Below are 16,591 nucleotides of genomic sequence, written 5' to 3'. Positions count from 1 at the left end.
ATGTCCGGCTTTCCTTGGTTTCCGATAGGCCACAAGCTGGCATCCGGCACTGTCGGCAGGCTGCGGATGGAAGGGCCTGGCTATCAGGTGCTGCAGGAGCAGGCCGGCGACGCCCTGATACTCGTCCTCGCCGGCGGGGAGCCGGTCGCGGATGACGCTACCCGGATCGATGGTGCCTCGCAGTTCGCCGAGTTAGAGTTCGGCGGCCGCCGCTTCCTGACGCTGCCGGTGGCGAAGTCCTCCGAGCCCGTGCCCTTGCTGCGGTGGCCGAAGCGCTTCGGACTGCCCACCACCAGCGACCTCAGAGCCCTCGGCGTGGCGATCGCTGGCATGCGCCGGCGCGCACCGCGGGCCGAGGTGGCGAGCGCCTTGTTTCTGCCGGCGCTGGAGGCGTGCCTAGCGGTGAAGGACGTCGAGGCCACGGAGGACATGAGGCAGGTCGCCGCGCAGATACTCACCGCTTCGCAGGCAACCGCGCTGGACGCCGGATCGGTGCGCGCGGCCAATCCCTGGGTTTCGGCCGACGACATCAAGTTCTTCCTGTCGGCGCTCGGTGTCTCCGAACTCGCGGAGCCGGTTGCTCCGGAAGCCTTCGCCCTACCGGGGCGGCCGGCGCTCGAGGCCTTCTTTCGCGAGTACGTCCTCGAGCCAAGCGCCGATCCAGAGAGGTATCAGGCGCTCAGAGTTCAGTTGCCGAATGGAATTCTGCTCTACGGACCACCAGGATCGGGCAAGACCCACGCGGTGGATACGCTGGTCGCCGCGCTGCGGCGGCCGATCTTCAGGCTTGACCTCGGGGAGGTCGGAAGCCCGTTCATCCATCAGACGACGGTCGCGATGCGGCAGGCCTTCGAGCAGGCCAAGCGCAGCGCCCCCTCGCTGCTCGTCCTGGAGGAGATCGATGCCGTAGCGTCGGCGCGAGGACCTATGTCCCAAGACCACAAGGTCGAGGAACTGACCGAGATCCTCAGGATGATAGAGGCAGCAGCCAAGAACGGCGTCCTGGTGTTGGCGACGACGAACAGGAAGGAAGCGCTTGATCCCGCCGTGTTGCGGACCGGGCGGTTCGACCATACGGTGCTCGTCGATTACCCTACCGGAGAAGAGGTCAAGCTCGCTCTGACCGGCATGCTCAAGGATCGGCCGCACGACGTGATCGATCTGTCGCCGGCGAGCCAGTCATTGGCCGGCCGTCCCATGAGCGACGCAGCTTGGGTGGTGAATGAAGCTGCGCGGCTGACGGCGCGAGCGCAGCAGGACAGAATCACGAATTTCTTTCTGAATGAAGCGCTCTCCCGGCTTCGGTAGCTCGACCGAAGCACTACCGCGCTGGCCGGTCCGCCTTCTCGGTCGCGATATGTTGAGGGCCATCGCGTCCTTCGGAAGACGGTGGCCGTGACGACGCTTCCGGCCTGGCCCCACCACGTCGAGGCGCTGTCGCCTGAGACCGCTTGCGCGCCGCACGTCTTCGACGAAGGTATGACCGGCCAGTCTGGTCTCCAGACGCCCGAGATGCTCCGGTTTCCGTTGTGCTCGCTGACGTTGCGTCGCTATATTCAACGTAAAAAAGCGCGAATTGGGGAGCGGGGTTGAATCTTGGCCGTACAGCACATTCATACCTTTCTGGTGCACCCCGGAAAGGGAACGGGAAAGACGAAAATCGTAGGCACGACGGTCTCCCTGACCGGCGGAATGTTCGATCTCCTCAATGGGATCTACGCCAAGTCGGACACCGAGTGCGACGTCGACATCACGTTCAGCCCGACGGCCGACGGCAGGCAGCAGAACGATTGCAGGGATCTACTCGTCGCGTACCTCGCCAAACCAGATTTGGCGAAGGGGCGGAAGATCGCCGAGCGGCTCGCCGAACACAGCGACGGCCGTTCGGGACTTGGCTTGCTATTCTTGATAGCGGGCAAGGAGGGGCGCGATCACAAGATCGTCCTCTCGCGCTTCCCAACGGACAGCGCGATTTACGTCGACGAGACGCCGGGAACGCTCTCGGTCCAGTTCCTGGAACGCGTCTTCATGAAAAGCAAGACCTCCTACAAGGCCGTGCTCTACCAACACTCGTCGCTCCAGGGCGGTTTTTGGGTCGGGCGCGCGATTGACAAGCAACTCAATACCCTGTCGGGCGAACCGTCGAACTACTGGATCAACGATTTTCTTCTCTCTGACTTCACCACGACCCCGGCAATGGGCACGCGGCGCCTAGCGATGGCGCTCAGGGACGCGGCGAAGAAGGCGCCATTGGACGTCAAACAGGAACTGACCGCGGCCGGCACGCTCGCAAGCGGCCTGGCCGGGCAGCGGCTCAATATCGACGATTTCGGAAAGCGTTTAGGACTCTCGGACGGCGCGAAGAGCGCCATCAAGAATGAGCTCAAGTCCTCTGCCGCAGCGCAGGAAATCTTCCAGTTCGACGTCGATACCTACAGGAACCTTGTCGCCTTCAAATCAGTCGAACTCAGCAACGGTGCGCTGCTCACCGCCGACACGGAGAAGTTCGACAAAGTCTTCGAACGGGAGCCCGTCGATGGGTCCAAGGGCGAGGTTAAGTTTGTGACGCGAGGCAAGGTGATCGATGAAAAGCTCAAAACGGCACGATGAAGCTCTGAAGGCCGAATACGTCGAGCGCTACGAAAAATCGCTAAAGCCGACCGCCAGCGCTTTGCGTGATCACTTCGCTGATCTCCTCAAGGAAGAGCCGAGAATCGACCGCGTGACGGCGCGCGCCAAGGATCCCGCAAGTTTCCTAAAGAAGGCAACCGCGCTGACGGACGGCAGACCCAAATACTCAGAGCCTCTCTCCCAGATCCAGGATCAAATCGGCGCCCGCATCATCACGTTCTATCGCGCCGACGTGGACCGGGTCGACGGCATCATCAAGAGCTACTTCAAGCCCATCGAGTTCCGCGATCGGATTCCGGAATCGGAGTGGGAATTCGGCTACTTCGGCAGACACTACGTTCTGGTTCTGCCCAGCGACGTCAAAGGTGATGGCATCGACAAATCGACGCTTCCCGACTTTTTCGAACTTCAGGTCAAAACGCTCTTCCAGCACGCCTGGTCCGAGGCGGAGCATGATCTAGGTTACAAACCGGGGTCTGCACCCCTGAGTCCCGACGAAAAGCGCAAGCTTGCATACACCTCCGCGCAGGCATGGGGCGCCGACCAGATGTTCGACGAGCTCTTCCGGACACGACGCGAGGCGAACGACTAAGGCCTGTTTTCCGCGCCGTCCGGCCGTGGATCGAAGGCCGAGCGCGGGTCGGCGGGGCATTGAAAGGCTCTCGATGGAGGGGACTCGACTCTTTGTTCTTGTTATGTTCTTCTCGTGGTATGACCGACCGCCCCGCCAGCTGGCGCATGCCGACCCGACCCGAGATGGAGAAGATGGCCGCCGCCGTCGGCAGAAAGGCATCTGCCACGCCCGCACCGGCCCCAGGCGACGACCTGCCGCCGGAATACTGGCAAGCCATCCTGGACGACGTTTCTGCCGACCGCGCCCCGCCGGGGCCCTCGATCCGGACGCAGCGGCTGGCCGATATCCAGCGGCACCTGCTGCGGGTCGCTTGCCGACGGTGCGGCCGAACGGTCGAAATTCAGAAGGTCGACGCCACCCGCCTATACGGTCAGAACGCGATCTGGGCGGAGGTCGGCCAGCGGCTGTTGGACAACACCTGCCAAGCGAGGACCGGCCGCTACGAAGAGGACGGCTGCTGGCCCGCCTTCGACTAGGCGTGGGCAATGGCGCCGAAGCACCACCCCACTCCTCTCTCCGGAGGAGACCGCAAGGCGCTGAGCAAGGAGCTCGGCAGGTCGCGCGCCGTGACGACGATCCTTGCGGCGCAGTCCGCCGAGGCACGGGCCAAGGGCGAGGCCCTGATCCGGACGGCGGACAAGCTACTGTGCGAGAGCTGGAACGAACGCATGTGGGCGGACGGCCAGCCGATCGATCCATCCCCGGCGATCGATCAGGCCTTGAATGGCGGCTACCCTTGGCTCGAGATCGAGTGCTCGCGCTGCAAGACCAAGCGGGACGTCGACCTGGCCGCGCTGCGCCATCCGCCGACGACCTTCGTCCATGATCTGGCAAGCCGACTTCGCTGCAGCAAGTGCGCCAAGGCCAATCGCCGCCCGTCGGCGACGCTGCTACAGTTGGCGCAGCGCCCTCGCCAGGCCGCTCCGGAGACCTGACGATGTGCAATCTGTATTCGATCACCACCAACCAAGCCGCCATCAGCGCGCTGTTCCGCGTCGTCAACCGCTACGTTGGCAACCTCGCGCCGATGCCCGGCGTCTTTCCCGACTACAAGGCGCCGATCGTGCGCAATGGCGCCGATGGCCGGGAGCTCGCGACCGCGCGCTGGGGCATGCCGTCGTCGTCGAAGGCGCTCATGGACGCGACGAAGAAGCGAGCCGAGAAACTGCAAGCCATGGGTAAGGCCGTGGATTTCAAGGAGCTGCTCCGGATGGAGCCGGATCCTGGAACCACCAACATCCGGAACGTGAAGAGCAAACACTGGACGCGGCGGTTGGGTCCTGAGCACCGTTGCGTGGTGCCGTTCAACAGTTTCTCGGAATTCAACAAGGCCGAAGGCGGCGACATCTGGTTTGCGCTCGACGAGAGCCGCCCGCTCGCCTGCTTCGCCGGCATCTGGACCAACTGGACGTCCGTCCGGAAGGTCAAGGAAGGCGAGACCACGAACGATCTCTACGCGTTCCTGACGACGGAGGCGAATGCCGAAGTCTTCGCCATCCATCCGAAGGCGATGCCGGTGATCCTGACGACGTCGGAGGAGGTCGAGACCTGGATGACCGCACCGGCCGAGGAGGCTCTGAAGCTACAGCGGCCCCTTCCTGACGGGACGCTGCAAATCGTCGCCCGCGGCGTGAAGGAAGACCCCGCGCCGGCGACGTAGCGTTCTCCACAGGCGCTGCGGAACAGGTGGACAAGCCGAAGCCCTGCCGATTGCGAATCCCTGACCCGTGCTAACCGCCCGGAACGAGCAGGCGGGCGGAAGGATTCGTCCAGGCAGGAGCCATCTCGATGCTGATGACGAAGGAACGACGGCCGGCGATCCGCACGCTGCGCGGCTGGGCGATCAGCGTGCTGCAGGAGGCCGGCGCGATTCACGAATGCGAGGAGCACGGCTGGGCGAAGGACCGGGCGGACCCCCACGCGCGTGAGCGCGCCATCGATATCGCGCGGCATGACCAGCCGCCCGGCATCTCTCCGGAGGAAGCCGTGGCCGAGGTGCATGACGTCCTGGAATCTATCGGCGACATCTGCCCGGAGTGCCCGGACGGAGAATGCTGAGGCTTGGGGCTCAGCCCGGTGCTCTCGCCGTTCCGACGTAGGCTTCCTGCGGGAAGGAGAACCCGCCGCCTTGCAGCATTTCATCCTCCGACATGTCGGCCACTTCCGATGCGATCTTGTCGATCACCACTTGGCGTTCCGACTCCGGGTGATTACCCAGCAGCGCCGCCATCGGCGTCGCGAGAAGCTGGAAGCGCACGTAGTCGAGCACGGATGGGAAAGCGATCCGCTGTACGACGGTGTCGACCCTCACGTTCTCGAGCTCGGCATTATGCAGGAGTTCCTGCAACTCGCCCGCGGCGGCAAACGAATGCTCCCCGCGTTTGATCCGCGATGCCTCGCTTCCTAACACGCGGTCGAGCGCCTCCACGAACGCGTGGGCGCCGGGAGTATTCTCGATCGGGCTGTAGACGCTCACGGCAAGGCGTCCGCCCGCCAACAGCACCCGACGCATCTCGCTCAGAGCCTTTGCCCGGTCGGGGAAGAACTGCAGGCCCAATTGACAGAGCACGACGTCGAAAGCGCCGCCCGCAAACGGTAGATCCAAAGCGCTTCCTTCGATGAATCCGATCGCCTTGCCGGACGCCGTTCGCGCGACAGCCAGCATGCCTTGGTTCAGGTCGAGGCCGGTGACGCGGCCGTCTCCGGTCCGGAGACTCGCGAGGCGGGCCACGATTCCCGTCCCGCACGCCACCTCGAGGACCCGCTCCTCGGGCCGTAACCCGGCGCGTTCGACGAGATCGGCCGCCCACTTCGCGGTGATCGCGGGAACAAGGTAGCGCTCATAGAGCTCCGGCGCGCTGCAGTCGAGTTGCCAATGGGAAAGACCGGACATCGTCCCCTCCAGCTGCTGTTCGGTCTCATATAGCACGCCCGCGGTTTGCGTCTGTCTTCGGATAGCCCGGTCTGAGCGGGGAAGCTCCGCCGGGAGACCACCGAAACCATTTTCCGGGGCGGCGACACATTCCTGAAACCGAACGGGATCAGGCTGCGGAGATTAGACCAATGGGGATGTGGTCATGTGGACATTCATCGAAGCCTTTTATCGCGATTATTGTTTCGCCCGCCTGCAGGAGATGCGGAAGCTCGAACCGTCGCACTGAGCCATGAGCAACCTGAGGAGCTATCCGATCGTGTCGACCCTGTTGTCGGCATTGGCGATCGGCATCGCGATCTCGGTCATCATGGGGCAATCGCCTCAAGACCATCCAAAGAGGCCCGTCTCTCGTCTTGTACTGAATCCCTGAGACGCTGCCCTCCGAACGGAAGAGAGCAGGCAGAAGCGGTCGGAGGCGCGAGCCCTCCAGGCATCGCACCGATACGGACGTCGGCCGCTGGCCCTGCGCGCGGTTGACCGCGGCGCGAGGAGCGGCGCCGACGACCAAAGCCGAACGCCGGTATCTCTGGCTAAGCCGCCTTTTCGGACTTGACGTCGAGCGGCGGACGCGGGCGTCGGGCAATTTGCTGCCAGGCCAGCGCCAGCATGATCCAGCGTTGCCGTTCGACTCCAACGGCTTCCGCAGCGAGCTTCATCGCCGCGGCCGCCTCGTGCGCTGGGTCGTACTCGATGTTCATCGACGAAATATACACGACGATGGTAAACGATCACGCAGCGATCGGACCGTAGGGATCCGGGGTCGTTGAAGGCTGAAGTCTTGCCATCGACTGGCCGTCTTGTGGAGCGTCGGGCGTGGGAACCGGCATGATCGATCCGATCAGAGCCTTATCCTGCTTCAGACCACTACTTGCCGCGAAGCGACAGGCTGATGCGCGTGACGATGTCGTCCCAGTCGTGCTCTTCGCTGGCAGGGTAGTTGATCAGCACGCAATGAACCATGCGGCCGGCGAAGTTGCAGCGGTCGTACCAGACCTTGTCCCCCTTGTAGCTGGAGACGGCGAAGAAGCGGGGTGTCACCCGCTTGTACTGAATGCGCGACGGTGGACCTTTTTTCGCGAGGAAGGCGGCCGGCGAATCGTTGGCGACGTTGGCAGCGGCCTGTATCGTGATGTCAGCCCGGCCGTCGGCGGTCCGGAAGCGCTGCCCATATCCATCCGGGCGGCCCGCCTCCTCGGTGAAAATCGAGGACGGGAAGTCGACCGACGTGCCGGTCTGAGGGATGCTGTATGTGGTCCACCTGACGGGTTGTGCCGAGACGGCCGATGCTGAAACGGCGAATGCAAATGCGATTGCCGGTGCCGTCACTCTCATCGAAATCTCCTCCCAAACCTTCCCGAGCGCTTGCTGCATGTCGCGCCGTGAGAAAAGCTGGAACGACTATCTGCGTTCCAAGGAGTCCGTCTGTCGAAGAGCTACAGCGGTCCGTCTTCCTCGACCCGGTCGTTGGACTCGAGCCACGTCAGGGCGGTCGCGATCTTGGCGAGCAGCCTCTCCATTTCATCGCACTCGTTCGGACCCGGATCGTTCTCCAGTCGCTCGAGCAGCCGTTGCTTTTGCGCAAGCAGGTTCGCCACCGTCGACATCGCACGTTCTCCAGCAGGCTTCTTCAAGGTGGTGCGCCGGCGTGCCTCGTTCTATCGGCGCCGTCGTCCTCACTCAGAAGATTCCGAGGAGGGCAAAGACCGCAACTTCGCCGACGAACGCGATGGTCATGACGGCGACCGTGAGAACCATGTCGCCCACAGGCATGCTGGACATCCGCTGCGCCTCGCGTTGCAGCCCCTATCCTGAATTCATGAAGGCATGAAAAAGTTTCGGTTCCCGAAGTCCGGTTCCGGGTATAGCGTCCGCGCGGGCAGGAAGTTCGAGCGGGAGCGCGGGTATGCGATTCCTTGAACTGTCATGCTGGTGCGTGACCGCGGCCGGTCTGCTCGCCATGGTCGCTCTCGTTGCTCTGCTCTGAAGCCCACGAAAACCGCTCCCTCAGAGAGGGGCGGATCCTATGTTGAGAAGCTGCGAGACGGCGGTGACGAGCTGCGCGGGCGCGAAGGGCTTGGTGAGCAGAATGCTCTTGGGGACTCCCAGGCTCGCCCATTGGTCGGCGGCCGCGCCCGTCATGTAGATGACAGGAAACTCCGGATCCCGCTCCCGAACAAGACGTGCGAGGTCCCAACCGCTCGTCTTCCCCTTCAAGTTCACGTCCGTGACGAGGGCCCGGAATTGGTAGATGCCGCTTTTCAGAACGGTCGCCGCTTCTTCCGCCGACGACAGAATCTGCGGCCTGAAGCCGGCTTCAGTCAGCGCCTCCTCCAGCATTTCCTGGATCAGGTAGTCGTCCTCGGCCACGAGGATGGTGAGAGATTCGGTCACAGGGAGCCCCGCCATAGGTGGCGATTCTACGCAGCCGCAGTCGACCGGGTTCCCTGGAACTGTTCAAAAGTGAACATTCAGAGGCCGGCCCCGCAACGCTTTTCGGCCGCGAGCGTTGATAAGGGCGAGGAGGAGCTGGCTTCGATGAGGAACCCGGACCGCCCCGACGACCCGCTTGGCCGCGCAATCGCAGCCGAGATCGGCGAACGGCTTGGCCAGATGTTGCGCGTCGACAAGGAGCTTCCGCCTTCCCTCAAGTCCCTCCTTGAACGATTGCGAGTCCTAGAACACGCGTCATAACTAGAGAGGATTAGCGCGGACCCGGACGCATAGTCCGGGATCCTGCCGCTCGTAGGTGAGCTCGCCTTCCAGCTGCTGCGTGAGAAGCTGTACAATCCGCGACCCCAGACCGCCCGGTGCGGGGCCATCCGCCAGACCGACGCCGTTGTCCGCAACCGACAGCTCAATCTTGTGCGTGTTCGAAAGCGTGACCGTGACGTGACCCGCGCGCTCGTCCGGAAACGCGTACTTCAAGGAATTGGTGACGAGCTCGTTCGCGATCATGCCGATCGCAAGGGCATGGTTGTGCGGCAGGAAAAAGTCGCCACAGACCACCTGGAAGGCGACGGGCCCGGACGGCGCCAAGGACTGGAAGACCTTCTCGACGACGTCGTTCAGGAAGTAGCGCATGTTGACAGAGCGGGAGTCCTGCTTGACCGACAGGTGGTCGTAGACCTCCGCCATCACCTGCAGCCGGCGCGCGGTAGCATCGAGCGCAGCCGCGACCTCCTGTCCTCCATGCCGCGCCTCCAGCCTGATCATGCCGCCGAGGATCGTCAGGTTGTTCTTGGTACGGTGAGCCATCTCCTGCAGCAGCAAGGCCTTCGTCTTGTCTGCCATGACGACCCGGCGCAGTTCGGCACGCTGGAATTCGGCGACGGCGGCCGTCCCGGCGGCGGTGATCGCAAAGAGCGCATTCGTCGCGAAATAGTCGATACTCATGCTGCCGGCATAGCTGATGTAGGCGCCGACGGCGACGGCGATGATGGCTGCGAATATTCCGGAGCCGCGGTCGAAGATCAGGCCGGAGAGAAACACGCCCGGGAGTAGAAGAAAATAGCCCGGCGAGCCCGTCTGCATCTGCAGCGCCATCTGCAAGACCGCGCAGGCGAGCATGACGCTCGCGGAGATGGCGTACCGGGCGAAGGTCGGAAGCCGATGCTCCAGAACTAGCGGGGAGAGCCTGTTCATGAATTGAAAACTACCTGCCGCGGACAGCTGTTCCTTGGAGGTATGGATTTCGGACGGCCGCGCTCGTCCGCAAGAGCCATTGACGCGGGGAACGACCGAGCCACTGCGCCGTTCGATGCGAAAGACCCATACGTTTCGTCAAGAGTCGGCAGTGAGCATACTTCTAGTCGAGGACGACCCTCTGATCCGCGAGTTCGTCGTCGAGGCGCTGCGCGATGCGGGCTATCACGTGATCCACGCGAGCACCGGCGAAGAGGCGCTGGCATGGTGCAACCGCCGCATCGCGGATGTCCTGGTGACTGACGTCAGGTTGCCCGGGAAGGTCGATGGATGGCAGATCGCGGAACGCTACCGGGAGCAGTGTCCCAATTTGCCGGTCATCTACGCGACTGGCTTCTCACCCGTCCCGCCACGTCCGGTTCCCGGCAGCCGCATTGTTCAGAAACCCTTTCGTCCGGAAGAGATAGTTCGAATAGTAGAGGAGCTCGGCCAGACGAAGGGGGACGCGCTCGGCTTAGCTGTTTTGCCGGCTGCTGTGCTTTCACCGATTCAGCAGTGGCTGCGCGCAGATCAAATTTCCCTGCGCAGGAACGAAGGCGTCAGTGCCAAGTTTTCCCAATGCCCCTGCCCCAGGGGCGAACCCCGTACTGGCCCCAGCTCATACCCCCCTAGCCCCCAGAGCTGGGGCCTTTATCCTTGGTAGATCCTCGGGAAGAGCGAAAGAGAAATCGCTCGCGGGGCGCTATTCGTCGGTCGCGGCAGGAGCGGAGTCCTGGCTGCCCAGCAACTTCAACGCCGTCTCGATCTTCGCAAGCAACGCCTGGATTTCGGCGCGCTCGTTCGGGCCCGGATCGTTGTCGAGGCGCGCGAGCAGCTGCTCCTTCTGATTAAGGAGCTTCGCAACAGCAGACAATCTCTCTTCTCCGCGAAAGCGAGCATGACGTCGAAGGGGCCGCTCGGAGAGCGGCCCCTTCTGGGGAATTACCAGCTCCGGGTGCCGAAGCTGAAACCGATGCTCGGCCCGCCGCCGTAGTAGCCGTAGCCGCGGTCGTAGTAGCCGGGTCCGCCGTAGTAGCCGTAGCTTCGGCGGACGACGTAGCCGTCGTCGTCGCCGTAGTAGCGCTGGACATAGCGGGGGCCGCGGGTCCGATAGCAGCGGCCGTACTCGTCGCAGACGAGGCGGACCTGCTCGACGCCGCCAAGCTCGGCGGACGCGACTGCCGCAGGCGCGAGCGGGGCGGCATTCGCGGACGCCGCCATCAGGGTCGCCGTGAGCGCTCCCAGCACAATGGTCTTCATGGTTCTTCTCCTTCAGTTGCGAGATCAATCGATCTCTTCGATGACGCGACGTTCATGGGGTTCGACGATGTAGGTGCGGCTGTCCCGGTTGATGTACCGGTACTCGCGAAGGGCCGGAGCATCCCGATAGACCTCCTCCGGGAAGGCCTCGATCTCCACGCCCTCCGGCACGCGCTCCCCGGTCCGGATCTCGGTCCGGACGGTGCTGCCGGTGGTCACCTGCTTCTCGCGTACGACCGGGCGCACCTTGGCGTGCTTGCGGATCACCTCGCGGTCGCGATCGCTGAAGGTGACCTTGCGCTGCTCCGTGCGCGCCGGGGCCGAGGCCGTCGAGCGGCCGGAGTACGGCAGGACCGTCACGATCTTGTAGGTGGACGGTTCGACGATGACGATCTCGTCCTTCACGAGCACGAAGTCGTAGCCGCGGTATTGCGGCACGATCTCGACGACCTCGGCCGGCAGCGGCTGCAGGCGGACGTCGCGCGGGACGACGGTGCCCTCAGAAAGCGAGAAGTTCACGTTGGTCAGCGGCTGCAAGTTCAGGTGCGAGATCGACGCGCTGATGCGGGTCCGCTGCTGGTCGTTGATGTTCACGGACGCATTCACGTTGGTATTCGACGACGATCGATCAGCGGTGTTCTGCTGATTGTTCGGCTGCTGGGCCGCGTTGGTCGAACCGCTCCCCGACGGGGACTGCGCCTGGTTGGTGTTCGAGGAAGGCGGGTTCGCGCTGTGCGCCTGGTTGTTGGTGCTCGACGGCGAATTGGTCTGCGCCTGGTTGGACGGCGTCGTGGACTGGTTCGACGGCTGATTGGTCTGGGCCTGGTTCGTCGAATTGTTCGAGGCAGGCGCCTGCGTCGTGTTGGTGCCGCTGCCGGAATTGGACGACTGGCCTGCCGCGGTCTGGCCGGTCGAGGACGGAGACTGCGTCTGCGCGGAATTCGTCGAAGGATTGGTCTGCGATCCCGAAGAGGCGCTGGAGGGGGTCGACGCCGAAGACGACGGCGACGTCGTCGAGTTGGAATCCTGCTGACGCTGCGTCGCGGACGGGTTGGAGCTCGACGTGCTCGGAGAAGACTGCGCGAACGCCGAAGTGGCGATGGCGATCGCAGCGGTCGTGGCCAAGAATAAACGCTTGTTCATCTGAAACCTCCCTAATATGGACGCCGATCAACCCTTGGCGCGGCCTTCGGTTCCGAACCGGGAAAATTCGGCAATTACGCGAGATCGAGGCTTCGGATTTCTCCCAAGACTGGAGATGCCGCTTCGCGGAATGGCAAGCGAACGTTAACCATGACGGCGTCCCACGCGGCGCCGATCTGATGCTCGGGCGCGCGTGTCACTGGGGCATGCCGGCTTGTTGTGTATCTTTTTATACTTTCCCTCGCCGCCCGAGCTGCTACCACTTACCCAACACAAAGCGGCGGGGGCGGCCGATGAAACGACTGAAGGATTCCCTGGGGCAAGTCGACAACCCGACCTGCCCCAATTGCCGTATAGCCATGCGGTGGTTTCGATCCGAGCTCGTTCGGGACACTCCCTCGACGATGATCGCGCACCTCTTCGTCTGCCCCAATTGCAAACGCGCCCAACGACAGGACGCGGATTTCGCGCCGGTCATGGTGCCGCCAGACAAGCTGGCCAGTCCGCGATTTCAGGTCATCGACGGGGGTAAGCGGGCCACCTGAAAGCTCTTCGCTTCGTGGCGCCTTAACCGGGAAAAAGTGGAACTTCGGCCGTGCCCGCCTCGTTAGCAGTGACAACTTATGGACTGCTCTAGGAGGACACCATGAAGAAGTTGATTGTTTGCGGCGCGCTCGCCGCTTTCGCTCTCGGCACCCAGGCCGCCAGCGCCGCCGAGTTCTACATCGTTCGCGACGCGACCACCAAGAAGTGCACCGTCGTCGACACCAAGCCGACGACGACCACCACGACGGTCGTTGGCGATGGCGTCTACAAGACCAAGACGGAGGCCGAGTCCGCCGTGAAGACCACGAAGGTCTGCACCGAGCAGTGATCGCTCGGCGGCTCTGTTCCAACAAGCCATTTTGACTAGCGGCTCGTCCGGCACGCCGGGCGGGCCGTTTCGTTTCGGCCGAACGATTCCTGCGGCGGCGTTACCTGGCAGCGACCAGCGCGCGATATCGTTCTTCATATTCCCTCGCCATCCGGCTCGCGACGTATCGTTCCTCGAACCGGGCGCGGACTTTTCGTCGATCCAAGTGGACGACTTTTTTGATTGCCTCGATCGCCTGCTCCTCGCCGTCCACGATGAAGCCGGTGACGCCTTCCTCCACGACTTCCGGCACCGATCCGGACCGGTAGGCGATCACGGGCGTCCCGCATGCCATCGCCTCGATCATCACCAGGCCGAAGGGCTCGGGCCAATCGATCGGAAAGAGCAACGCGGCGGCGCCCGCGAGGAACGGTTGTTTGCGGACTTCGTCAACCTCGCCGACCAACTGGATGTTATCGCCGTCGATCTCAGGCTCGAGCTTCTTCTTGAAGTAAGCCGTCTCCGCGCGAGGAATCTTGGCCGCGATCCGGAGCGGCATCCGGACAGCGCGGACGATGCGCATTGCAGCTTCCGGCCCTTTCTCCGCCGTCAGCCGCCCGAGAAAGGCCAGGTACGACCCGGCTTTGTAGGAGGGACGGAGCAGCTCTTTTGGCAGCCCATGCGGAATCGTCGCCACCCAGTTCGCCTCAGGGAGAGGCCGGCGCTGGTTGTCGGAGATGGAGACGAGGGGGGCGTGAGGGAAAGCCCCGATCACGTCGGACAAGCCTGGAAGGTCGAGTCGGCCATGCATGGTCGTCAGAAACGGTACGCCGGTGCGGCTCAGGACGGGCAGTGGCAACCAGTCGACATGGGAGTGGATCACGTCGAATTCGGCAGCGCGCTTGGCGATGGCCTCGATCAGGAGCGCACAAGCGGCGTTCGCATCGACGCCTTTCCGCCCCAAGCGCAGCGCGCGCGGCCACACCGCGTGAAGCCTGCCCTTCGTCGTAGAATCCCCGCTCGCGAACAGGGTGACGTCGTGCCCGAGACCGACCAGCTCGTCCACCAGCCAAGCGATCACGCGCTCCGTCCCGCCGTAAAGTTTCGGCGGAACGCTCTCGGCCAACGGCGCAAGCTGGGCGATGCGCATCGACCTAGCCTCCGAACGTGAGACGCAAGCCGATCACGACGACCGCGGAGATGAGAAAGGAAATCGCGAGCAGCGTCCAAGATGGCCTTGTGCTTCCGCGAGCTACGCGCGCGACGAGCATTTTGATGGTCCTTAACATCCGTCCCGAAAAAATCTGTGCAGGTCGGCAATCCCGAAGCCGGCGAGTTCTTCGGTATCGCTCTCGCGGTCTTCTCCTCGCCTTTGCAGATGGCGCTCGAGAAGGCAGCACCTGCTGTCCTGCGGGTCGACCTCAGGGTGGTGCGCCCGGTAGACAGACCAAGCTGTTTCGGTGGCGCTCCTCAGAACGACTTCGTCGACCATCTTCACGCTCCCGCGGCCAATCCTGTCGCTGGCAACTCGAAGCGTTGGGCAATGTTTCCGATTTTTCCCGGTCGCCCGGATAGGCGCGTCAGCTCGCTTTGGCGCGGGCTCGCTCGCGTGCTGCGCGGCGGCGCTTCAGACGTTCGCTTCGGCCCGAGCGCCTGGCGGCCAGAAGTGGGGACGCCTGGTGTGTAGCCGAAGTCTCCGCTGCGGGCGCAGAGCTCTCCGTCCGCATCTCGCCAGGCTTCGCTTCCATGAACTCGAGCAAGGCGCGGCCCTTCTCGGTGATCCGCCACCCGCCGTTCCGACGCTCGACCAGACCTTGCGAGAAGATGTCGAGAGTGGGCACGCGAGCCGCAAGACGTTTTGTCCGCTCGGCCCAGTCGCGCCCGCTCGTCGCCAGAATCGCCATATCGCGCTTGAGGTCCGCCATGACGGCAAACCCGTCGGGATAGCTCACCAGGATCTTGAGCACAGTGACCTGGAAGTTCACCCCGCCTTCCTCCCCCTTATCGCCACGTCGTGGGCGCGTCGTGGAGGGCCTCGTGTCCGACTTGCTTGAGCCTCTCGGGCGAGACGTCACCGTTGGTAGCCGCTTCCAGAATCCTCGACGCCACGTGGGTGCGTGCCGCGGTGTCATACCGCGAGACGTCTTCGCAGACCTCGTCGAAAACGACGCGCAAGATCGCGGTCGTGGCCGGATCGAACATGGGAGCCCCCAACGCAAGAAGAATTAAACTACTGCAGGACGCTCCGCAGCGAATTCAACAAAGTTAACCCTGCCACATCAGGCGATAATCTCTTACGCTTCCGCGACGCAGCATGACCTGAATCCAACCTAACGCCTTCGTCTTGTAGTCGATGCTTTCGAGCAAGCTGGCGGTCCCTCGCCCCGGCCAGCGGAGGTGCTGGCGCGTGATGCGGCCAAGGGCTGCGCCTTAGAGGCGGCCGTTGTCGACTTGAAATGAGCTGCTCTCGCCGGTGCCGGCATTCACCACCATGGATCGACCCGCTCGAAGGCGAGACGCCGGTCGGGTGTCCTTTTCTGCAGCTTCGCCGAGCGCTTCGGATGCGGGCGGGCCGCTGGGGAGACCCGCCCGGCCGCCCCTTTCTTCACCTCAGCGGCCAGTTCCACATTCGTTGCGGCCATGGCTTCTCGCACTTGCTGCCGGGGTTCTTCAGGGAGCGGCTCAGCCTGCGCAATCGTCGGCAAATCGGCGCGCTGAGACGTGTCGAACACGATCTTCTCCGGAAGGCTCCTCGCCGAGGCGATCCGGATGATAGTCCTGTCGGGATCGGACGGGCTCGCGCGCCCGCCGGGATCCGGGAGGTACTGATCCGCGGCGAAAAGCAACGCCAGCAGCAGCCCGCCGACGAAGAGGAAATAACGCACGATCGGCATGTACGGTCGCTCGCAAATGAGAAATCAGGTATCGGCGGGGGCCGGATCGGAAGAGCGGGCCGCTGCGATCAGTGACCCGCAGAGAGATAGCATCCGCCGGAGTACCGGCGGATGCCATCAGCCGATCTCAATGATGGTGCCGCCGGTTGCCGCGACCGATGTACCAACCGTAGTGGTGGCCGCGATTGCCGTGCCATCCGCGGTGGCCTCCGCCGTGACCATGACCGCCCTTCACCTGGATCACGCTCTCGTCCTGCGTCGCCATGGGCGCCATGCCCAATCTTGCCGAAGCGACTTGCGCGCCGCCGAGCATCGTCATAGTCAATACTGCCGTTGTCCACCCAAGCTTCTTCACCGAAAATCCTCCCGCGCGAGATTGCGCCCGGCATCAAGCCGACCTCGATAGGATTTGTTCCCACGGACGTGGAGGTCGCCGAAAGCGGATCGCAAGGCCCGGTGTCCGGGTCCGCGGTGTTCGGCGCTCCCTCTGAAAGGCTCACGGAGTTGAGGACGCGCCCGCGCGAGTTCTCGGTCTCTCGACCAAGCTGCGTCCCCTCGCT

The 16,591-nt window shown here is 63.5% G+C and carries 25 protein-coding genes; 10 read left to right on the top strand and 15 right to left on the bottom strand.

Features of this window, described 5'->3' with window-relative positions; all coding sequences use genetic code 11:
• The 7 genes from ACE10W_RS05115 (at position 1) to ACE10W_RS05085 (ending at position 5,323) form a co-directional block, all read left to right on the top strand.
• A complete protein-coding gene (locus ACE10W_RS05115; RefSeq protein ID WP_375762564.1) occupies positions 1 to 1,308 on the top strand; it encodes an ATP-binding protein in 1,308 nt (435 codons plus the stop codon).
• A gap of 288 nt (positions 1,309 to 1,596) precedes the next feature.
• Entirely contained in the window at positions 1,597 to 2,610 is a 1,014-nt protein-coding gene (locus tag ACE10W_RS05110; protein WP_375762563.1) for a hypothetical protein, read from the top strand.
• Positions 2,585 to 3,223: a GTP pyrophosphokinase family protein gene (locus tag ACE10W_RS05105; protein ID WP_375762562.1), complete on the top strand. Its 639-nt coding sequence runs from the start codon at positions 2,585 to 2,587 to the stop codon at positions 3,221 to 3,223. The genes ACE10W_RS05110 and ACE10W_RS05105 overlap by 26 nt, the downstream gene beginning before the upstream one ends.
• Before the next feature lie 119 nt (positions 3,224 to 3,342).
• Positions 3,343 to 3,741: a hypothetical protein gene (locus ACE10W_RS05100; protein WP_375762561.1), complete on the top strand. Its 399-nt coding sequence runs from the start codon at positions 3,343 to 3,345 to the stop codon at positions 3,739 to 3,741.
• A gap of 9 nt (positions 3,742 to 3,750) precedes the next feature.
• Positions 3,751 to 4,200: a hypothetical protein gene (locus ACE10W_RS05095; RefSeq protein WP_375762560.1), complete on the top strand. Its 450-nt coding sequence runs from the start codon at positions 3,751 to 3,753 to the stop codon at positions 4,198 to 4,200.
• A 2-nt stretch (positions 4,201 to 4,202) separates the two neighbouring features.
• On the top strand, positions 4,203 to 4,925 hold the full coding sequence (locus ACE10W_RS05090) for an SOS response-associated peptidase (RefSeq protein WP_375762559.1): 723 nt from the start codon (positions 4,203 to 4,205) through the stop codon (positions 4,923 to 4,925).
• Between the two features lie 128 nt (positions 4,926 to 5,053).
• Entirely contained in the window at positions 5,054 to 5,323 is a 270-nt protein-coding gene (locus ACE10W_RS05085) for a hypothetical protein (protein WP_375762558.1), read from the top strand.
• A gap of 10 nt (positions 5,324 to 5,333) precedes the next feature.
• Here the strand turns inward: ACE10W_RS05085 and ACE10W_RS05080 are convergent, their stop codons facing one another.
• The 6 genes from ACE10W_RS05080 to ACE10W_RS05055 form a co-directional block, all read right to left on the bottom strand.
• Entirely contained in the window at positions 5,334 to 6,158 is an 825-nt protein-coding gene (locus tag ACE10W_RS05080) for a class I SAM-dependent methyltransferase (RefSeq protein ID WP_375762557.1), read from the bottom strand.
• Positions 6,159 to 6,730: 572 nt separating this feature from the next.
• Positions 6,731 to 6,898 (bottom strand): hypothetical protein, encoded by a 168-nt coding sequence (locus tag ACE10W_RS05075; RefSeq protein WP_375762556.1) that lies wholly within the window; start codon positions 6,896 to 6,898, stop codon positions 6,731 to 6,733.
• Between the two features lie 166 nt (positions 6,899 to 7,064).
• Entirely contained in the window at positions 7,065 to 7,532 is a 468-nt protein-coding gene (locus ACE10W_RS05070; protein ID WP_375762757.1) for a hypothetical protein, read from the bottom strand.
• A gap of 101 nt (positions 7,533 to 7,633) precedes the next feature.
• Complete coding sequence (locus tag ACE10W_RS05065; protein WP_375762555.1) at positions 7,634 to 7,804, bottom strand: hypothetical protein; 171 nt, start codon at positions 7,802 to 7,804, stop codon at positions 7,634 to 7,636.
• 400 nt (positions 7,805 to 8,204) lie between these two features.
• Positions 8,205 to 8,591, bottom strand: coding sequence for a response regulator (locus ACE10W_RS05060; RefSeq protein WP_375762554.1), 387 nt, complete (start codon positions 8,589 to 8,591; stop codon positions 8,205 to 8,207).
• 300 nt (positions 8,592 to 8,891) lie between these two features.
• A complete protein-coding gene (locus ACE10W_RS05055; protein ID WP_375762553.1) occupies positions 8,892 to 9,842 on the bottom strand; it encodes a sensor histidine kinase in 951 nt (316 codons plus the stop codon).
• Positions 9,843 to 9,993: 151 nt separating this feature from the next.
• Here ACE10W_RS05055 and ACE10W_RS05050 point away from each other — a divergent pair, with 151 nt between their 5' ends.
• A complete protein-coding gene (locus ACE10W_RS05050; RefSeq protein ID WP_375762552.1) occupies positions 9,994 to 10,545 on the top strand; it encodes a response regulator transcription factor in 552 nt (183 codons plus the stop codon).
• Positions 10,546 to 10,584: 39 nt separating this feature from the next.
• Here the strand turns inward: ACE10W_RS05050 and ACE10W_RS05045 are convergent, their stop codons facing one another.
• The 3 genes from ACE10W_RS05045 to ACE10W_RS05035 form a co-directional block, all read right to left on the bottom strand.
• Positions 10,585 to 10,755 (bottom strand): hypothetical protein, encoded by a 171-nt coding sequence (locus tag ACE10W_RS05045; RefSeq protein WP_375762551.1) that lies wholly within the window; start codon positions 10,753 to 10,755, stop codon positions 10,585 to 10,587.
• A 68-nt stretch (positions 10,756 to 10,823) separates the two neighbouring features.
• Positions 10,824 to 11,141: a hypothetical protein gene (locus tag ACE10W_RS05040; RefSeq protein ID WP_375762550.1), complete on the bottom strand. Its 318-nt coding sequence runs from the start codon at positions 11,139 to 11,141 to the stop codon at positions 10,824 to 10,826.
• Between the two features lie 24 nt (positions 11,142 to 11,165).
• Positions 11,166 to 12,284 carry a DUF1236 domain-containing protein gene (locus ACE10W_RS05035; protein WP_375762549.1) on the bottom strand — a complete coding sequence of 373 codons (1,119 nt, stop codon included), beginning with the start codon at positions 12,282 to 12,284 and terminating at the stop codon, positions 11,166 to 11,168.
• A gap of 293 nt (positions 12,285 to 12,577) precedes the next feature.
• Here ACE10W_RS05035 and ACE10W_RS05030 point away from each other — a divergent pair, with 293 nt between their 5' ends.
• Both ACE10W_RS05030 and ACE10W_RS05025 read left to right on the top strand, forming a co-directional pair.
• Positions 12,578 to 12,829 carry a hypothetical protein gene (locus ACE10W_RS05030; protein ID WP_375762548.1) on the top strand — a complete coding sequence of 84 codons (252 nt, stop codon included), beginning with the start codon at positions 12,578 to 12,580 and terminating at the stop codon, positions 12,827 to 12,829.
• A 101-nt stretch (positions 12,830 to 12,930) separates the two neighbouring features.
• The gene (locus tag ACE10W_RS05025) at positions 12,931 to 13,158 is read left to right on the top strand and encodes a hypothetical protein (RefSeq protein ID WP_038383553.1); all 228 of its coding nucleotides are present in this window, start codon (positions 12,931 to 12,933) and stop codon (positions 13,156 to 13,158) included.
• A 100-nt stretch (positions 13,159 to 13,258) separates the two neighbouring features.
• On the opposite strand, the gene ACE10W_RS05020 is transcribed toward ACE10W_RS05025, so the two are convergent.
• The 6 genes from ACE10W_RS05020 to ACE10W_RS04995 form a co-directional block, all read right to left on the bottom strand.
• A complete protein-coding gene (locus ACE10W_RS05020; RefSeq protein WP_375762547.1) occupies positions 13,259 to 14,287 on the bottom strand; it encodes a glycosyltransferase family 4 protein in 1,029 nt (342 codons plus the stop codon).
• A gap of 132 nt (positions 14,288 to 14,419) precedes the next feature.
• On the bottom strand, positions 14,420 to 14,629 hold the full coding sequence (locus ACE10W_RS05015; RefSeq protein ID WP_375762546.1) for a hypothetical protein: 210 nt from the start codon (positions 14,627 to 14,629) through the stop codon (positions 14,420 to 14,422).
• Positions 14,630 to 14,717: 88 nt separating this feature from the next.
• Positions 14,718 to 15,122: a hypothetical protein gene (locus ACE10W_RS05010; protein WP_375762545.1), complete on the bottom strand. Its 405-nt coding sequence runs from the start codon at positions 15,120 to 15,122 to the stop codon at positions 14,718 to 14,720.
• 16 nt (positions 15,123 to 15,138) lie between these two features.
• A complete protein-coding gene (locus ACE10W_RS05005) occupies positions 15,139 to 15,339 on the bottom strand; it encodes a hypothetical protein (protein WP_375762544.1) in 201 nt (66 codons plus the stop codon).
• Positions 15,340 to 15,620: 281 nt separating this feature from the next.
• Positions 15,621 to 16,031 (bottom strand): hypothetical protein, encoded by a 411-nt coding sequence (locus ACE10W_RS05000; RefSeq protein WP_375762543.1) that lies wholly within the window; start codon positions 16,029 to 16,031, stop codon positions 15,621 to 15,623.
• A gap of 127 nt (positions 16,032 to 16,158) precedes the next feature.
• Complete coding sequence (locus tag ACE10W_RS04995; protein WP_375762542.1) at positions 16,159 to 16,350, bottom strand: hypothetical protein; 192 nt, start codon at positions 16,348 to 16,350, stop codon at positions 16,159 to 16,161.
• Between the last annotated feature and the right edge of the window lie 241 nt (positions 16,351 to 16,591).

The sequence above is a fragment of the Bradyrhizobium sp. B025 genome, from assembly GCF_042257955.1.
Classification (GTDB): Bacteria; Pseudomonadota; Alphaproteobacteria; order Rhizobiales; family Xanthobacteraceae; genus Bradyrhizobium; species Bradyrhizobium diazoefficiens.
This window is presented reverse-complemented; position numbering and strand designations above follow the sequence as displayed.